16 protein-coding genes are annotated in these 17,089 nt (G+C 45.8%); all 16 read right to left on the reverse strand.

Features of this window, described 5'->3' with window-relative positions:
* Positions 1–385 precede the first annotated feature (385 nt).
* Positions 386–1,840, reverse strand: a complete 1,455-nt coding sequence (locus tag QVE09_RS07135) for a nicotinate phosphoribosyltransferase (RefSeq protein ID WP_315936292.1) — start codon at positions 1,838–1,840, stop codon at positions 386–388.
* Between the two features lie 195 nt (positions 1,841–2,035).
* Positions 2,036–2,593 (reverse strand): cysteine hydrolase family protein, encoded by a 558-nt coding sequence (locus QVE09_RS07140; protein ID WP_036609245.1) that lies wholly within the window; start codon positions 2,591–2,593, stop codon positions 2,036–2,038.
* A gap of 67 nt (positions 2,594–2,660) precedes the next feature.
* The gene (locus QVE09_RS07145) at positions 2,661–3,464 is read right to left on the reverse strand and encodes an NUDIX domain-containing protein (protein ID WP_315936293.1); all 804 of its coding nucleotides are present in this window, start codon (positions 3,462–3,464) and stop codon (positions 2,661–2,663) included.
* A gap of 78 nt (positions 3,465–3,542) precedes the next feature.
* Positions 3,543–3,947, reverse strand: a complete 405-nt coding sequence (locus QVE09_RS07150; protein ID WP_036609249.1) for a PaaI family thioesterase — start codon at positions 3,945–3,947, stop codon at positions 3,543–3,545.
* A gap of 326 nt (positions 3,948–4,273) precedes the next feature.
* Positions 4,274–4,687 (reverse strand): YlbF/YmcA family competence regulator, encoded by a 414-nt coding sequence (locus tag QVE09_RS07155; RefSeq protein WP_272907590.1) that lies wholly within the window; start codon positions 4,685–4,687, stop codon positions 4,274–4,276.
* A gap of 299 nt (positions 4,688–4,986) precedes the next feature.
* Positions 4,987–6,543: a tRNA (N6-isopentenyl adenosine(37)-C2)-methylthiotransferase MiaB gene (gene miaB / locus QVE09_RS07160; protein ID WP_289392053.1), complete on the reverse strand. Its 1,557-nt coding sequence runs from the start codon at positions 6,541–6,543 to the stop codon at positions 4,987–4,989.
* 312 nt (positions 6,544–6,855) lie between these two features.
* On the reverse strand, positions 6,856–7,428 hold the full coding sequence (gene pduL / locus QVE09_RS07165) for a phosphate propanoyltransferase (RefSeq protein ID WP_017689107.1): 573 nt from the start codon (positions 7,426–7,428) through the stop codon (positions 6,856–6,858).
* A gap of 194 nt (positions 7,429–7,622) precedes the next feature.
* Positions 7,623–8,618: a dipeptidase gene (locus QVE09_RS07170; protein WP_397387015.1), complete on the reverse strand. Its 996-nt coding sequence runs from the start codon at positions 8,616–8,618 to the stop codon at positions 7,623–7,625.
* 86 nt (positions 8,619–8,704) lie between these two features.
* Positions 8,705–8,965, reverse strand: coding sequence for a stage V sporulation protein S (locus QVE09_RS07175; RefSeq protein ID WP_007430104.1), 261 nt, complete (start codon positions 8,963–8,965; stop codon positions 8,705–8,707).
* Positions 8,966–9,082: 117 nt separating this feature from the next.
* A complete protein-coding gene (locus QVE09_RS07180) occupies positions 9,083–9,877 on the reverse strand; it encodes a TIGR00282 family metallophosphoesterase (protein WP_145146946.1) in 795 nt (264 codons plus the stop codon).
* Between the two features lie 154 nt (positions 9,878–10,031).
* Positions 10,032–11,573 carry a ribonuclease Y gene (rny, locus tag QVE09_RS07185; RefSeq protein ID WP_036670418.1) on the reverse strand — a complete coding sequence of 514 codons (1,542 nt, stop codon included), beginning with the start codon at positions 11,571–11,573 and terminating at the stop codon, positions 10,032–10,034.
* A 310-nt stretch (positions 11,574–11,883) separates the two neighbouring features.
* The gene (locus QVE09_RS07190) at positions 11,884–12,621 is read right to left on the reverse strand and encodes a regulatory protein RecX (RefSeq protein WP_315936294.1); all 738 of its coding nucleotides are present in this window, start codon (positions 12,619–12,621) and stop codon (positions 11,884–11,886) included.
* A gap of 282 nt (positions 12,622–12,903) precedes the next feature.
* The gene (gene recA / locus QVE09_RS07195; protein WP_036609261.1) at positions 12,904–13,968 is read right to left on the reverse strand and encodes a recombinase RecA; all 1,065 of its coding nucleotides are present in this window, start codon (positions 13,966–13,968) and stop codon (positions 12,904–12,906) included.
* A gap of 243 nt (positions 13,969–14,211) precedes the next feature.
* Entirely contained in the window at positions 14,212–15,468 is a 1,257-nt protein-coding gene (locus QVE09_RS07200) for a competence/damage-inducible protein A (protein ID WP_315936295.1), read from the reverse strand.
* A gap of 108 nt (positions 15,469–15,576) precedes the next feature.
* A complete protein-coding gene (pgsA, locus tag QVE09_RS07205) occupies positions 15,577–16,164 on the reverse strand; it encodes a CDP-diacylglycerol--glycerol-3-phosphate 3-phosphatidyltransferase (protein WP_017689114.1) in 588 nt (195 codons plus the stop codon).
* A 320-nt stretch (positions 16,165–16,484) separates the two neighbouring features.
* Positions 16,485–16,976, reverse strand: a complete 492-nt coding sequence (locus QVE09_RS07210; protein WP_253433904.1) for a YajQ family cyclic di-GMP-binding protein — start codon at positions 16,974–16,976, stop codon at positions 16,485–16,487.
* Between the last annotated feature and the right edge of the window lie 113 nt (positions 16,977–17,089).

Consider the following 17,089-nt stretch of genomic DNA (forward strand, 5'->3'; position numbering starts at 1 on the left):
CTCTTACTTTCATCCCCTACAGCTGTGGGATTGAATCAATAGTTGCAGAATTTGGCGTCTCCTGCGCTTTCCCGAGAAATAATTACTGCTTTCCCCCTACAACCTCTTGAATTGGGCATGACCATTTCCAGTATAGCCTGTTACCTTGGCAGTCTGTCCATGAGATTTCTTACATCACTGGCCCATCTCATCGGGATCATATAAGAATAACGTCTATCAACTATCGGCGTACTTTCACAGAAGACAGAACCCGTATAGCGGAAATTTTGCTTGCGATCATCGAATCGTTCAACTCCGCTAAGAACGTATATATTTTATAGGCATCAAAAAGGCATAAGCCAGTATTCCTCACTGGTTATGCCTCTCTGTAATTCTTATGTGTAGATCATTCCTCTGTGGATTTCACATGTTCCGCAATGAGCTTCTGCTTCATATTCCATGCCGCAGGGCTGATATTCACACGGTAGATCTCGGGGTTGAGCTTCCGCTGGTATTCAGGCCAGAACAGATTCATCTGTTCCTTATGATAAGCACGAATCTCATCCAAATTAGGCAACTCATACACTTTGCGTCCGTTCACAAAGATCGGCTCCAGCATATTGATCGCTTCGTAGCGGGTAACCGTCTTTTTCAGGTAAGGGTGTAGCGGGTTGAACAGCTTGAGCGGTCCGCCCTGTAGTGGCTGCTCTTCTTCTGGATAGCAGATATAATCTGCAATCGCTTTGCCATGTTTCGGATCAATGATCCGGAACACTTCCTTTTTACCTGGAGTGGACACCTTTTCAGGATTGGCAGATATTTTGATCGTAGGCAGCATGGCACCGTCCACTTCACGCTCCACCAGTTTGTACACTCCACCCAAAGATGGCTGGTCAGAAGCGGTAATCAACTGTGTACCAACACCCCATGTATCGATCCGTGCTCCTTGAGCCTTCAGGTTGAAAATCGTATTTTCATCCAAATCATTGGATGCAACAATTTTCACATAATCCAGGCCAGCCTCATCCAACATCTGACGTGCCTGAATCGACAAGTACGCCAGGTCACCACTGTCCAGACGAATGGCATTCATCTTTTTGCCTTGGCTCTCCAACTTCTTGGCTGTCTTGATGGCGTGAGGTACTCCACTGTTCAACGTGTCAAAGGTATCAACCAGCAGTGTAACCTGATCAGGCAACACTTTGGCATACACATCAAACGCCTCCTGTTCGCTCATAAAGCTCTGTACCCAGGAATGGGCATGTGTACCTGCTGTTGGGATTCCGAAGCGCTCTCCGGCCAGCATGTTGGACGTTGCATGGAAGCCTGCTACATACGAGGCACGTGCACCCCAGATGGCAGCATCCGCTTCCTGTGCACGCCGTGTGCCGAATTCGAGCAACGTATCCTGCTGTGCTACCTGTTTGATCCGCGAAGCCTTGGTTGCGATCAACGTCTGATAATTCATGAAGTTAAGTATCGCCGTCTCCACCAATTGTGTCTCCATAATGGAGCCTTCTACCCGAATGAGCGGTTCGTCAGGGAAAACAATTGCACCCTCCTTCATGGAATGAATCGTCCCCTGAAATGAAAACTGGAGCAACTCTTCCAGAAAGACCGGATCGTAATTTTCCTCTTGTTTGGATAAAAATTTGATGTCGTCCATCGTAAACCGAAGCTGGCTGATATAGTTCACAATCCGTTCCAATCCGGCAAATACCGCATATCCGTTGCCAAAAGGAAGCTTACGGAAATACGCTTCAAATACCGCCTTCCGCTTGTGAGTACCATTCACCCAATGGGCGTACATCATGTTGATCTGATATTTATCCGTATGTAAAGCCAGGCTAGTTGTCTGCATTTGTCTCATCCTCTCTGACTTCCGCTCGTGCCCCCAGATTTCATCTGTGGACACGGGTTAACATATGGAGACTTATTCTTCATGATTCTGTTCATCCGTATTAAACAAACAAGTCTCCCGTAAAACTCTATACACCATTCACCACATTCATCCGGTTCCTAACATGAAGTCAACCAAACATGACTATGGAGCAAATTAAGCCAAGACCGTCTCACTCGCCTTAACCACCGAAGCACCAAGGCTGGAACGAAAATGTCCAAGTGCCCACTCATGCCCTGCCGGATTGAAGCTGGCAACAGCATCTTCATATACCGTAATATGAAAACCTTTATTGTAAGCGTCCACTGCGGTATGCAATATGCAAATATCCGTGCATACCCCAATTAGTGCAATATCCGTAATACCACGTGCACGCAGTCTGAGTTCCAAGTCTGTACCACAGAATGCGCTATATCTCGTCTTATCCATCCACTGTATATCTGTTTTCCGTTCTTCCATCACTTGGGCAAGACGACCATATAACTGTCTTCCCTCCGTATTTCGGATGTTATGAGGTGGGAAAAGTACAGTCTCCGGGTGATACGGATCATTTTCCTCGTGCAGATCCACGGCCATGATTACCTCATGTTTGTTCTTACAATAGGCCTCGGTTACAGCTGCAATCGTCTCTTCGATCTCTACTGCTGGCTGACCTACAGGCAAAGAACCTGTCACAAAATCCTTCGTAAAATCAATGACAATCAGTGCTTTCATCGTCAACACTCCCTTAGCCCAGAAATGGTTGATCCTGATTCAATCAGATTGACACATCCACACCTTATTACGTATAGATGGACAGGCGTGGTACAAGTTCTGTAAAACGATATAACTGCGCCGGTCGCTGCGAGTACTGGTTGGAACTCACCAGGTTCCCTTCTTCATCTCTTACTTCTTCCACAATGCCTTTACGGCTGCGGGTAGACGTAATCTTGCGAATGAAGTTTGGTTCTTCAAAATCCGGTACAACACTTTGAATAACCTGATATAATTCACTTAATGTAAAATCACGTGGCAGGAACTGACGAGCAATCGTCGTTTCCAGCATCTGCTGTTGAATACGTCGATAAGCATCTTCGATGATTGTTCTGTGATCAAAGGCCAGTTCCAGTTCTTGCAGCGCCTCCTGAATCGTGAACAATCCAACATCCTCAGCATCATCTGCTGCTTGGCGTTGATCCAGCATCCAATCTTCCACAAGCGCGAAAAATGCGTGAGAGATAATCCAGCCCCTTGGGTCACGACCCGGCTGACTATATACATTCAAGTACTCCAGATGTCCACCGTCTACACCTGTCTCTTCCATCAGCTCACGCTTTGCTGCACCGTAGATGGATTCATTCTCCTGACAAAATCCACCGGGTAATGCCCATCTGCCTGCAAAAGGCCAGCCTTTGCGCTTGATCAGCATCACTTTCAGTTCCCGAATGGGAAGTGTCTTCGTCACCGTCTTGCGCTCCCGCTTGGTTAAGGTGAACATAACGATATCCGCAGGAACACCATCGGGGGTACGATATTTTTGGGAACTATAAGCACGTGCTGCTTGTTCGTCGCTCTCTGCATTGAAGTGTTCGTAGTTTTCGCTCATGGGCACCACCGACTATTTTCATTTTGATATTTTCATTATGACATAATAATATCTTTTGTCAACCGCAGGATTCGTGCGTTACGTTCTAGGGCGTGCTATGCGGAATGTCGCCGTTGCCATACATCCCAACGTGCCCGATGCATCACGAACCTCCGATTGAGTCGTAACACTGCGTCCTGCTTGATGCAGTACCGTAGCTGTCACCGTTAACTCCCCTTGTTTCATCGGTGCAAGAAAATGCACGTTCAGATTCGTTGTCACACAGCCGTCCACTTCCATTGCTGCTGTTGCGACCATCCCCATCGCCTGATCCATCAGTGAAGTCAATACACCCCCATGAATAATCCCCATGGAGTTCGTATGATGTTCGCCTGCTGTCAACGCGATCTGTACTTCTTTGCCATCTCCTTTAATATATCGACAGCCTAGAAATCCCCAGAATCGTCCGTCTCCGTCTTCCACCATTTTGTCCAAAATACTCATGATTCATTTCTCCTTTATTCACTGTACGTATCAAGCTCTCTTGATGTCATGTGCCTTTATCATTAAAAATCAGTTGCGCCACACAAAATAACCCCACAGCGTGGAGCTTTGCTTGGAATTATATTCCGAGTACTTGGCGATAGCCACTCCACGTTAGCGGTTATGTAATGTAAGAAAAGCTTCTGATCGAAGCCTTATCGATGATGCCACATTCGTGGTTTAGCAGTTGCTTTTCTTGCGATTATCGAATCCTTCAGCTCCGCTGAAAACTTATAATTCTATAATCGTCAAAAAAGGCGCGGACAGCGTCCGCACCCTTCCGTCATTTAACCGCAACTGGTCGGAGGTGAATCCGTTCCAGCCTCCACGTTTACTTTTTCAGAAACCGTATCCCGGATTACAGAGATCACTAGTTGAAGCAAGTAGTTGATGTCGCTCTGGCTCTGCTGGAATTCCGTAACCAATGGAATACTGTCCAGTTCGCTTTGCAGATCGTCAATTTCCTGTTCAATTTTGCTGACCATCTCCACATTTTTGAAGCTTTCAAAAGCAACGATTTCTTTTTGTTTTTTCTTGATCGTTGCAATCAACTGCTGGATGCGCTCATGGTCACGAATTTTGGTTTCAGCCTGTTGAAACTGTCTAACTTCCTCACTCGTTCCGAGCATATCAGCCAATTCTTTGGCTTTTCCCATAATGTCGTCGCGTATGACCAGATTGCGCGTATCGTAGGTTGGCATTCCATAATGGTTGTACTGCACTTCTTCCTGCGCCACTGAAATCGCTCCATTCTATGAGATGATATAAGATGAATACTCGACGTTGCATTAAGCTCAGTTGACTGCTCAGTGACCGCTACGGTGCCGGATCGTTCTTTTGATCGCTGTTGTCTCCGAATTTTTTCGATTGAAATTGTTCAAGGTTAAAATTCGGAGACAAAGGCGAACGCTTCGCTTCTACAGAATCGATTCCGTCACCTTCGCTACGCTCGGCCGTAACCCGCTAATTGCAAAAAATATTCATCTTATTGGTGTGTGTATTACTGATTGGCAGCTACCGGCTCAGAGAGCAGGTTGCCCCGAATATAAAAAGTCATCGGATCGGTGATTTCCACTTGTACGAAAGTACCGATCAATTCTTTGGGTCCTTCAAAATGCACCAGCTTGTTGCTGCGCGTACGTCCTGCCAGAACTTCGGAATTCCGTTTGCTCTCGCCTTCAACGAGTACTTCAACGATTTTGCCGCGTTGCTCTTCATTGCTTCGGTGGCTGTATTCGTTGATCGTTTCGTTCAAGCGCTTCAAACGTTCCTTCTTCACTTCCATCGGTACGTTGTCTTCCATCACCGCAGCCGGTGTACCTTCCCGTGGGGAATAAATAAAGGTATAGGCAAAATCATACCCTACTTCACGGACAAGGGAAAGTGTATCTTCAAACTGTTCTTCCGTTTCCCCCGGAAAACCAACAATAATATCCGTTGTCAACACAACATCCGGGATGGCCTTTTTAATTTTGTCAGCCAGCTTCAGATAGTGTTCCCGGCTATACTTGCGGCTCATACGTTTGAGTACTTCCGAACTGCCAGATTGCACCGGAAGATGAATGTGCTCCACCAGATTTCCGCCCTTGGCCAGCACTTCAATCAAGCGGTCATCGAAATCACGTGGGTGACTGGTTGTAAACCTTACTCGCGGAATATCAATTTGGCGAATGGCGTCCATCAAGTCACCAAAGCTGTAGTTCAGGTCGGTGAAGTCCTTGCCGTACGCATTCACATTTTGACCAAGCAGCGTGATCTCCTTAAAGCCTTGTCGTGCCAAATCCCGAACTTCGGCAATGACATCTTCAGGACGACGGCTGCGTTCTTTGCCCCGCGTAAACGGAACGATGCAATATGTACAGAACTTGTCGCAGCCATACATAATGTTCACCCAGCCGCGCATACCCTCACGTTTCTTCGGCAGGTTCTCAATGATGTCGCCTTCCTTGGACCACACCTCAACAACCATTTCTTTGCTGAACAACGCTTCCTGGATTAGATGTGGCAGTCGATGCACATTATGTGTACCAAAGATCATATCCACAAAGCCATGCTTCTGCATGATTCGGTTAACGACGCCTTCTTCTTGGGACATACACCCGCATACGCCAAGTAACAATCCCGGACGTTCGAGTTTTAGCGTTTTCAGGTGACCCAGCTCACCAAATACTTTATCTTCCGCATTTTCTCGTATGGCACACGTATTGAGCAGAATAATATCCGCTTCTTTGCGATCCTCTGTAGCCTGATATCCCATAGACTCAAGCAGTCCTTTGATGGTCTCCGAGTCATGCTCGTTCATCTGACATCCATACGTATATACAATATAGTGTTTGCCTTTCCCTATGTTTTTCAGTTCATCGGGAACGGCATTTTCGTAAAGCACCTGGACGTCTTCCTTGCCCCGCTGTTTCTCCTGACGATGATTTGGTTCCGATTTGATGTTAATCTCACGGCCCCGGATTCTTATCTTTTTGCTGAATTCATCTTGCGAAATTACTTTGGCATCGGAGAAATCAAAATATTGGGAGTAATCCTTTTTTGAGTCTTTAGCCATTTCCTTCGGTCACTCCTTACAGCCTCTATTAATAAAAAATCGTTCATTCATCCCTGTTCCACGTGAATTTCTTGCTTGGAACATTAAAAGAGCATTACAGCAAATTATAGCATGAATTGGGCTGTAGTTCCACATCCAAACCGCATGTCCCTTCGTCTAATCCGAAACATGCCATGCTCAGAAAAACACTCAGAAAATACAAAAACCTGAGCCTTGCCATCAGGGCTGGAATTAACCGACCCCTCTTGGCTGTGCTCAGGTTTATATGTTATTCAGACCGCCATAATTAGGGGCTGAAGCTATTACATGTAATTAATCGATGATTTCAGCAGTGTCGCCATTACGAGCGCCAGCAGCGTTAGCTTCATCTGTATCAATATGCATGTCCAATGCGAAAGAATCGGATACACGAGCCAGTACATTTTCCAGTACCAGACCACGATCTCCGCCGAGGCGAACTTTCAGCATTTGTTTGTCCTCAATACCCCATTTAGCAGCATCAGAAGTATGGAAGTGAATGTGACGAGCAGCGACAATAACACCTTTATCAATCGTTACTTCGCCAGCAGGACCTTTAATTGTGATTCCTGGTGTACCTTCAATGCTTCCAGATTCACGTACAGGTGCTTTAACACCAATAGCAAATGAATCTGTCATAGAGATCTCCAGTTGTGTTTCAGGGCGAACAGGTCCAAGGATACGCACTTTATCAAACTGTCCTTTCGAACCAATTACCGCTACAGTTTCGTTAGCAGCGTATTGGCCAGGCTGGGACAGAGGTTTAAATTCAGTCAGTTCATAACCTTTGCCAAACAAAATTTCAACGTGCTCTTGGGATACATGAATGTGACGGGCAGATACGCCCACAGGTACTGTTTTACTCATTGTAAATTTCACTCCTTGTTTATCTATGGCCTGTACTCAGGCTCTTAACAATCCAATGGTATTATACCCCTTTTTGGAGTGAAATGAAAACGAACTGGTGAAAATTCATGAAATACACTTATTTCACCATCATTCCCGTCCTTTATTTGGAAAACTAGTTTCAATTCAACACATTCAACGCACACACCAGTTCACTATTTCACGGACGCCCCCTTTATCTTCGGATTGCTCTCTGGCAAGTGTTCCCCCAGATAACTCATTGCATTCCCCCACAACCAGCCACGAACCAGATGTTCCTCATAATGCTTGAGCAGGATTTCCGTCAGTCTCGGATAATGTCCTGAATGTTCAAGTTTCTGAATATACGTTGAAATCCCATCAAAATCAGATCCCATCATCAGATGGTGCTGCCCGCCGAGAGAACAGAATTGCTCAATATGAGGCAGCAGATCTTCTATACGTACCTCACCTTCCTGCTTTACAAACCAGGGTACAAACGTCAGTCCAATCCGCCCTTCCCGGGCAATGATAGCCTGAATCTGATCATCTTTCAGATTACGCACATGGGGACATACGCTATAACTGTTGGAATGGGAGGCGATAAAAGGACGTTTACTCAAGTCAGCCAGTTCCCAGAAACCTTTCTCCGTCAAATGTGACACATCTAACAGCATTCCGATTTCATTACACTGGCGAACCAGTTCTTTCCCTTTTTCGGTCAGACCCGCTCCACGCTTCTCCATTACTCCGTCAGCCGCCCAATTGGCATAATTCCACGTTAGTCCAATAATTCGAACGCCCATCTGATAACATAACTCCAGATAGAACAGGTTGCCCTCCAGGCCATCCACACCCTCCAGTGTGATTAATCCCCACGGACCCTCTGTTTGCCCCACCTGAGCCACCTGTTCACGCCATAACAACGTCTGTGTACCACCAAGCCGCTCCTGACTTCTCTCTACACGTCTACGATAAATCTCCAACTGCCCCATCACATGTTCAAACTTGCCTCTGCCCAGCACTTCGGGTAAATAGATGGCGAACGCCTGCAACCCTACATTCCCCTCTTTCAAACGTTGCAAATTCACATCCAGTTGTGGAGCATCTTGGAATGAAAGAGCAGGCTGCATCAAAATTTTGCTCAGTGCATCACAGTGAAAATCAGCTACACGCCAATCAGACATGGACATCTTAAACCCTCCTCAATATCCTATTGCAAAAAAAACGCAAAAAAACCTGTCTACATCGTAAACAGGTTCAATGCATACTGCATGTATTATCTGGGCTCCACAATCAGCTTAATGGCCGTTCGGTCCTCGCCGTCGATCACAATGTCTGTAAAAGCTGGAATACAAATCAGGTCAACTCCGCTTGGTGCTACAAATCCCCGGGCTATCGCTACCGCTTTAATGGCTTGGTTCAGTGCTCCCGCTCCAATTGCCTGCAGTTCAGCATTTCCACGTTCACGAAGAACCCCTGCAAGAGCGCCGGCTACAGAATTAGGATTGGACTTTGCTGAAACTTTTAATACATCCATGGTAAGTACCTCCCTGGGAATGTTGAAAGTTTGTTTCCACTTACTAGATGTTATTCGCGGGAGGCAAAAAAATTCCTTCTTTTTAGGCGGGTTTCCCTGCAAAATGGGACAATACCCCTATTCCATGCGCCACTCGTCCTCCATCAGACGAATTTTTTCGATGCGTGTTGCCGCACCTGTAGCTTCATCAATTTCAACAAAAACACCATGGAAGTGCCATTTGCCATCATCCACAACAAAACGTACAGGTAGCTGGGTGTAGAACTTACGCAGCACGGCCTCACGCTCCATACCCAATATGCCGTCACGAGGTCCTACCATGCCTGCATCCGTCAAGTAAGCTGTTCCTCCAGGCAAAATCCGATCATCGTTACTCTGTACATGCGTATGTGTACCTACAACGAGAGACGCACGTCCATCCAGATGCCATCCCATGGCAATCTTTTCTGACGTCGCTTCAGCATGCATATCGACCAGAATACATTTATAGTCTTGGCGCAGCTCGTCTACAATCTCATCAGCTACACGGAATGGACAATCCAGAGCAGGCAGGAACGTTCTTCCTTGAAGATTGACAATCGCTAGCTCTTTCCCTTCACCTTTGACAACCGTATACCCTCGTCCTGGTGTGCCTGGTGGAAAGTTCGCTGGACGAATCATGCGGGGCTCATCATCTATAAAATCAAAAATATCCTTATTGTCCCAAGTATGATTACCAAGTGTAATACCATGTACACCCCAGTTGAAAAACTCATTCGCGATTGCACCGGTAATGCCGCGACCTGCTGCCGCATTTTCACCATTCACAATCACTACATGTGGCTTATACTTCGATTTTAGGTACGGTAAATTTTCCTTTAATGCCTTACGTCCCACGTTACCTACAATGTCACCAATAAACAAAACTTTCATTGATTACTGCCTCCTCAATTCCTGCAAAGTCCTCTTGCTTCAAATGTTGAACCTTTGCAGGACTCTATCTCATGCTCCATGATGTGTAGTTGCCTTTTAACAGGCTATCAACAGGAAAAGTGGCCCACTACTGCGGCCACTTTTCCGTAATGCTCTATTTTGCGTATTCAACCGCACGGGTTTCCCGGATGACGGTGACTTTGATGTGACCCGGATAGTCGAGTTCATTCTCAATCATCTTCGTGATGTCACGGGCTAAGCGGAAGGCTTCAGCATCATCGATCTTCTCAGGCTGTACCATAACGCGAACTTCGCGTCCGGCCTGAATGGCGTACGATTTCTCGACACCTTCGAAGGATTCTGAAATTTCTTCCAGCTTCTCCAGTCGTTTGATATACGTTTCCAGCGTTTCGCGGCGTGCGCCTGGTCTTGCTGCGGAGAGCGCATCTGCTGCGCCAACCAACATGGCAATGACCGAAGTCGCTTCGCAATCTCCGTGATGGGACGCGATACTGTTGATTACAACCGGATGTTCTTTGTATTTCTTCGCCAGTTCCACGCCAATTTCGACGTGTGATCCTTCCACTTCGTGATCCAGCGCTTTACCGATGTCATGCAATAGACCTGCACGTCTTGCCAGAGTTACGTCTTCTCCGAGTTCGCCAGCCATCAATCCAGCCAGATAAGCGACTTCCATCGAATGTTTCAAGACGTTCTGACCGTAACTTGTACGGAACTTCAACCGGCCCAAAATTTTGATCAGATCCGGATGCAGACCATGCACGCCCACTTCAAAGGTAGCTTGCTCACCGTATTCACGGATGCGCTCATCCACTTCTTTGCGGGATTTCTCAACCATCTCTTCAATCCGTGCCGGGTGAATACGGCCGTCAGCCACCAGTTTCTCAAGGGCAGTACGGGCGATTTCACGGCGAATCGGGTCAAAGCCCGACAGAATAACAGCTTCTGGCGTATCATCGATAATGAGGTCAATCCCTGTAAGGGTTTCAAGCGCACGGATGTTACGTCCTTCACGACCGATAATCCGGCCTTTCATTTCTTCATTTGGCAGGGTAACAACAGATACCGTTGTTTCCGCTACGTGGTCAGCCGCACAACGTTGGATGGCGAGTGTAATAATCTCGCGGGACTTTTTGTCCGCTTCTTCCTTCGCTTGTTGTTCAATGTCCTTGATCATTTGAGCCGTCTCATGACGAACTTCCTGTTCTACGTTGGACAGTATGATACTGCGTGCGTCTTCCATGGTGAGGTTGGATATACGTTCCAACTCTGTCACCTGGTTTTTGTAAATCATTTCGATCTGCTGCTGAGTCTCATCAATTCGTTTCTCTTTGTTAGCCACTTGCTCTTCTTTACGTTCGAGTGATTCCAATTTTTTATCCAGCGACTCTTCTTTTTGCAACAATCGTCTTTCTTGTCGTTGAATTTCATTCCGACGTTCACGAGTGTCTTTTTCAGCTTCAGCGCGAATGCGATGGATTTCATCCTTCGCCTCCAGCACCGTTTCTTTCTTCAGTGCTTCTGCCTCTTTCTTCGCGTTCTCCACGATTTGTACGGCAGCTTGTTCCGCACTAGAGATTTTAGCCTCTGCAAGAGATTTGCGAATAAAATATCCTACTCCGAACCCAATGAATAGCGCGGCTGCAACGAGAGCGATCGTGATTGCAATTTCCATACTGTTCACCTCCTCGTTGGTTCCTCCAAGGCATTCCTTGGGTCAATTTGCAGTTTTCATACCTTACATATGTTTGGGAATAACGAATACTCACGGCGATCCCCCGCCGATTTTCATTTCACATGTACATGTTTCCACGTACTATTCACTGTTTCCAGTGAACCCATAATTAAGAATGGTATAAATCTTAAGAAACCGAAACCGCTTTTTTGGAAGGAAAAAGGGTTGTCCATTTCTTACAGACTCATGTCCATTTTAGTATTTGACGAAAGAAATTGTCAAGAGAATGCAGTATAGAGACTCCAGTCTGCTAATCCCATAACAACGCTTCCTCATCTTCAGGGTCCCCAGCCTCATCTTCTTCAATTAAACAATTCACGACCCGGCGCACCATATCCATTGAAAAACCACGTCTAATTAAGAAGGGAAGCGTTTTATTTTTCTTCTCTTTGACGTCCCCTTTGACCTGATTCCATTTTTTGCGTCCGGCACTCAAGGCAGTCTCAAATTCCGCATCTGTACTAATACCTTCTAGTGCCTCAACAATGAGATCATTGGCAATGCCCTTTTGACGCAACTCTTGCCTTATCCACAGTTTTCCCTTCCGCTTGCCCTCCATACGCTGTCTTGTCCATTCCTTCGCAAATAGATCGTCATCCACTAATTTCTCCTGCTCAAGTCGATCCAGCGTCTCTTCAATTAATGGTGCAGCAAACTCCTTCTGACGAAGTTTCTGACTTAATTCATGGCGCGTACGTGGCTTATGCTCCAAAAAGCGCAGAGACTGTGCATACGTCCGCTGTCGCTCGTCAGCTACAATGATTTCTTCCAGATCCTTCTTCATAAACGTATTGCCTTGAGTCATCCTGTATTTAATCATCACATCTTCAAGAACCGTAATGGAGTGGATTCCAAAAGTGATTCGATAACGAGCTTGCCTGCTCTTCGTTCGTTCTACACGTGTAATAATAAGTTCTTCGTTGTCCGGAAATTGGGATAGGCCGTCCTCTTCTGCTTCTTCATATAAATCCTCGTCATGTTGATCCATTCAGGTCTCCCCTTTCATAACATTTTCATTCTGACTAAGCCAAACACATCTTCACATAAGACAGAGAACACTAATAATACAAAAGACCGGGAACTCTGCCCGGCCTTTACTCCACAGTTAGCGTGCCAACAGCCCCTGTCCATTGGGACAGGGGCTGTTGGACAGAACGAGTACTCCCACTACAATCCATTATCCAGATTGATCCAAGCTCAATCAGATAAGTTTAAGGAGTCCAGTGGGGAACACCCTCAGGGTCCTCCCTACAAGGGAGGTTTTGAGAGATTACTCGTTGATTTCAAACAGTTCTTGTTCTTCTGCTGCTTCTTTTTGTTGCTCTTCACTAGTTGGCGCAGGAACTGCAGTAACCAAGTTACTGGCTACACGAATTTTTTGTTCAATGATGTCAGCAATATCTTTATGCTCTTTCATGAACTGCTTTGCGTTCTCACGACCTTGTCCTAAACGTTCGCCTTCGTAGGAGTACCATGCACCACTTTTATTAACGATGTCCAGCTCTGTACCAATGTCAATGATACTGCCCTCTCTCGAAATACCCTCGCCATACATGATATCCACTTCCGCTTGTTTAAACGGAGGTGCCACTTTGTTTTTCACAACTTTAATACGAGTACGGTTACCAATCATGTCATTGCCTGATTTGATACTCTCAATACGACGCACATCCAGACGTACTGTAGAATAAAACTTCAGAGCACGACCACCAGGTGTTGTTTCCGGGTTACCAAACATAACGCCGACTTTCTCACGAAGCTGGTTAATGAAGATTGCGATTGTTTTGGATTTGCTGATTGCACCAGACAGTTTACGCAGCGCCTGAGACATCAAACGCGCTTGCAAACCAACGTGTGAATCACCCATTTCGCCTTCAATCTCTGCTTTTGGAACCAATGCGGCTACAGAGTCAATAACGACGATATCTACTGCACCACTGCGTACAAGAGCTTCTGCAATTTCCAGCCCTTGCTCACCCGTATCTGGCTGAGACAGAAGCAATTCATCAATATTAACACCAAGTTTGCTTGCGTATTGTGGGTCAAGAGCATGCTCGGCATCGATAAATGCAGCTTGTCCACCCGCTCTTTGTACTTCAGCGATAGCATGCAATGCTACGGTTGTTTTACCTGAGGATTCAGGTCCATATATTTCAACAATACGGCCTTTAGGCAAGCCGCCTGTTCCTAATGCAATATCCAAAGCCAAGGAACCACTGGGAATAATTTCCACATTCATATGAGTGGACTCACCCAGTTTCATGATGGATCCTTTACCAAATTGCTTCTCTATTTGACGGAGCGCCATATCAAGCGCGGCACGACGGTCTGACAATAAGCTCACACCCTTTACTGTTTATAAGATAATGATACCTTGTTTTAACACGTTTGCCAAGCTTTTTTTCGAACATACATTCGTTTTTTTTGTAAAGGCCGAGGCGCCTCTTCCTCAAGGAAACTTTCCATTAAACAGAAAAAAGAACCGTAAACAAGGCTGTAAAGCCTAATTCTACGGTTCTTCCGTCTTCCTTAATTATACTTGCTTGGAACTGTAAATGCAATCGAAGCTATTAACTAATCAATCTATCGCCACAAGTTTTTGCCATAAGCGATAGAGAATCGTTTTGGCTGAACGAATGCGAACCGTCTCGCGATTACCATTAATACGCAGCTCATGAATTTCCGTCTCTTTTCCACGTTCAGCAAGAGCGATGAAGACAAGTCCGGGTGGCTTGCGTTCCGAATATCCCGGTCCAGCTACACCGGTAACAGCCAAGCCAAAATCAGCATCGCCAATCATGCGGATCTGCTCAGCAAGCACTTTTGCAACCTCAGGACTTACCGCCCCAGGTGCATCTTCACCTTCCAGATAATCATGAGGCACATTCAGCAGCTTTTCTTTAATTTCATTGGAGTAACAAACAATTCCACCTTTGAGCATTGAGGCACTTCCGGGTACAGAGGTCAGACTTTGCATGACAAGCCCTCCTGTACAGCTCTCAGCAGCGCTAAGCGTCAGCCCCATGTCAGACATAATGGTTACAATCGTATACTCTATAGGCACATCCTCGTTCGCGTAGAGATGTTCTGTCAAACGTTCCCGAATCTGAACTTCCATCGTATCCAGCTTCAGCTTCGCCTCTCCCTCACTCGCAGCCTTCGTGGAGACACGTACCGTAACTTCGCCTTCACTCGCGTAAGGAGCAATCGTAGGGTCTGTCTGCGCGTCAATCAGATCCAGTAGTCGATCTTCCAGAGCAGATTCACCAATACCTGCGAATTTGAGCATTCGGGAATAGATTGGCATTTCTTCTGTGAGTACATGCTGGAACAGCCAAGGCTTAACTTCCTGTTCAAACATTGGAATCAACTCTTTAGGCGGTCCAGGCATCACAACATAATGTTTATCATTATCAGAAATCGCATTTCCTGCTGCAAGGCCCGTTTCATTGGCCAGAGGTGTTCCGCCATCAATAACGATCGCCTGACGTCGGTTATTTTCTGTCATATCCACATTACGATCTCTGAAAAAGCTCTCAATTTTGTCCATAGCCATTCGATCTGTATGCAGTTTCCGGTTAAGAACAGCTGCGAGTGCATCCTTGGTCAGATCATCTTGGGTAGGTCCGATGCCACCGGAAAATAAAATAACGTCTGCACGGCTCTGCGCAATGCGAATAGCTTCACTAAGTCGGTTCAGGTTATCCCCAACCACCGTTTGGAAATATACATCGATCCCCATAGCAGCCAATTCACGGGATAGGTATCTGGCATTGGTATTGACGATTTGTCCAAGCAGTAGCTCTGTGCCAACTGCAATAATTTCTGCCTTCATTGAGCATCCTCCTGTACACGTGGTGAGTGATCAAAGGGCAATAGGATAATTTCCTATTGCCCCTGACCCAATGCTTCCTTCATGATTACCCATTTTAAGAACAAACCATTATGCTTTTGTTAAATGAAGCAGGTTTTTGTTTTTGATAAAGTAATCGATACCCGACCAGATGGTAATAAGCGCTGCTGCCCATACCGCGATAATATCGACGTGAATACCCGTGTATGAAAACGGGAAATTGTTCAACAGCAACAGCACAATCGCCACAATCTGCACTACAGTCTTCAGCTTGCCCCAAGCACTAGCGGCAACAACCGAACCATCCAGCAATGCGATTTGACGCAAGCCGGTAACTGCGAATTCACGACTAATAATAACAACTGCAATCCAGGAATCCAGCTTGCCCATCTCCACAAGCGAGATCAAAACTGCAGTAACCAGCAGCTTGTCTGCGAGTGGATCGAGCAGTTTTCCCAGATTGGTAACCATGTTATTTTTCCGCGCAAGGTATCCATCAATTCCATCTGTGCTTGCGGCGATGATAAAAATAACAGCAGCAATCAGTTGATTATACGGAAGCGATAAGCTTCCAAGCTGCAACGGCTCTGGATAAAATGGAAAATCCACGAGCAGGAACACCATCAAAAAAGGGATTAAGCAAATTCGTGCAAGCGTAATCCGGTTGGGTAAATTCACAAGACGCCCTCCCTCATATCCTCCATTACTCCAAACAATCATCATAATCCCGTTATCATCATCCGGAACATGAAATGTACAGTTTCAATGTCAATCCATATTAACATGATCCCACTATGTAGAAACGCAAAAAATAAAGTCAACCGCTCAAAAGCAAAACCGCTTTAAACGTTCCGGTGACTTCCAGAAGATGTACTGCTTTTCACAAAGTCAGCAAACGATGAGGACTGGACTTGATGCTTGACTGCCAGCAATGCACACTTAGTATAATATACGCCCAATACCGTGTCAAAAAACACTTTTGCTACAAAAAGGCCATATTACTTGAAATTTGTATATTGCAAATCCAGAGGCAGGTTAGCACCATTTAGCAGCTGCATGACTGCTTGCAAATCATTTTTACTCTTACCAGTTACCCGGAGTTGGTCTCCCTGAATCTGACTCTTCACCTTCAGCTTGGAATCCCTAATCAAGATATTGATTTTCTTGGCGATGTCCTGATCAATCCCCTGTTTAAAATTCAAACGCTGGCGGACTGTACCAGAAGACGCTGGCTCTACCTTTGCGTAATCAATGTTTTTCAATGGTAGACCACGCTTCGCCATTTTGGATTGCAGCACGTCAATAACAGCCTTGAGTTTGGTCTCATCATCAGATACGATCGTTAACGCATCCTTATCCAGTTTCAGACTGCTCTTGCTGCCCTTGAAGTCATAACGAGTGCCAATTTCCTTCTCGGTTTGTGTAACGGCATTTGTCAGTTCTTGCAAGTCCATTTTGGACACGATATCAAATGAATTTTCTGAACTCAAACCAGTCACCCTTTCAGTTAATCGTATGTTCTGTAACATTATAGAGGATACCTTAAGCAAAAGTCTAATTTCAAGCTGTTTTGCACAAAGAAAAAAGCATTTTTGGCTTCCAC

Origin of the sequence: Paenibacillus sp. ClWae2A, from assembly GCF_032452295.1 — a bacterium.
In the GTDB taxonomy this organism is placed as follows: domain Bacteria; phylum Bacillota; class Bacilli; order Paenibacillales; family Paenibacillaceae; genus Paenibacillus.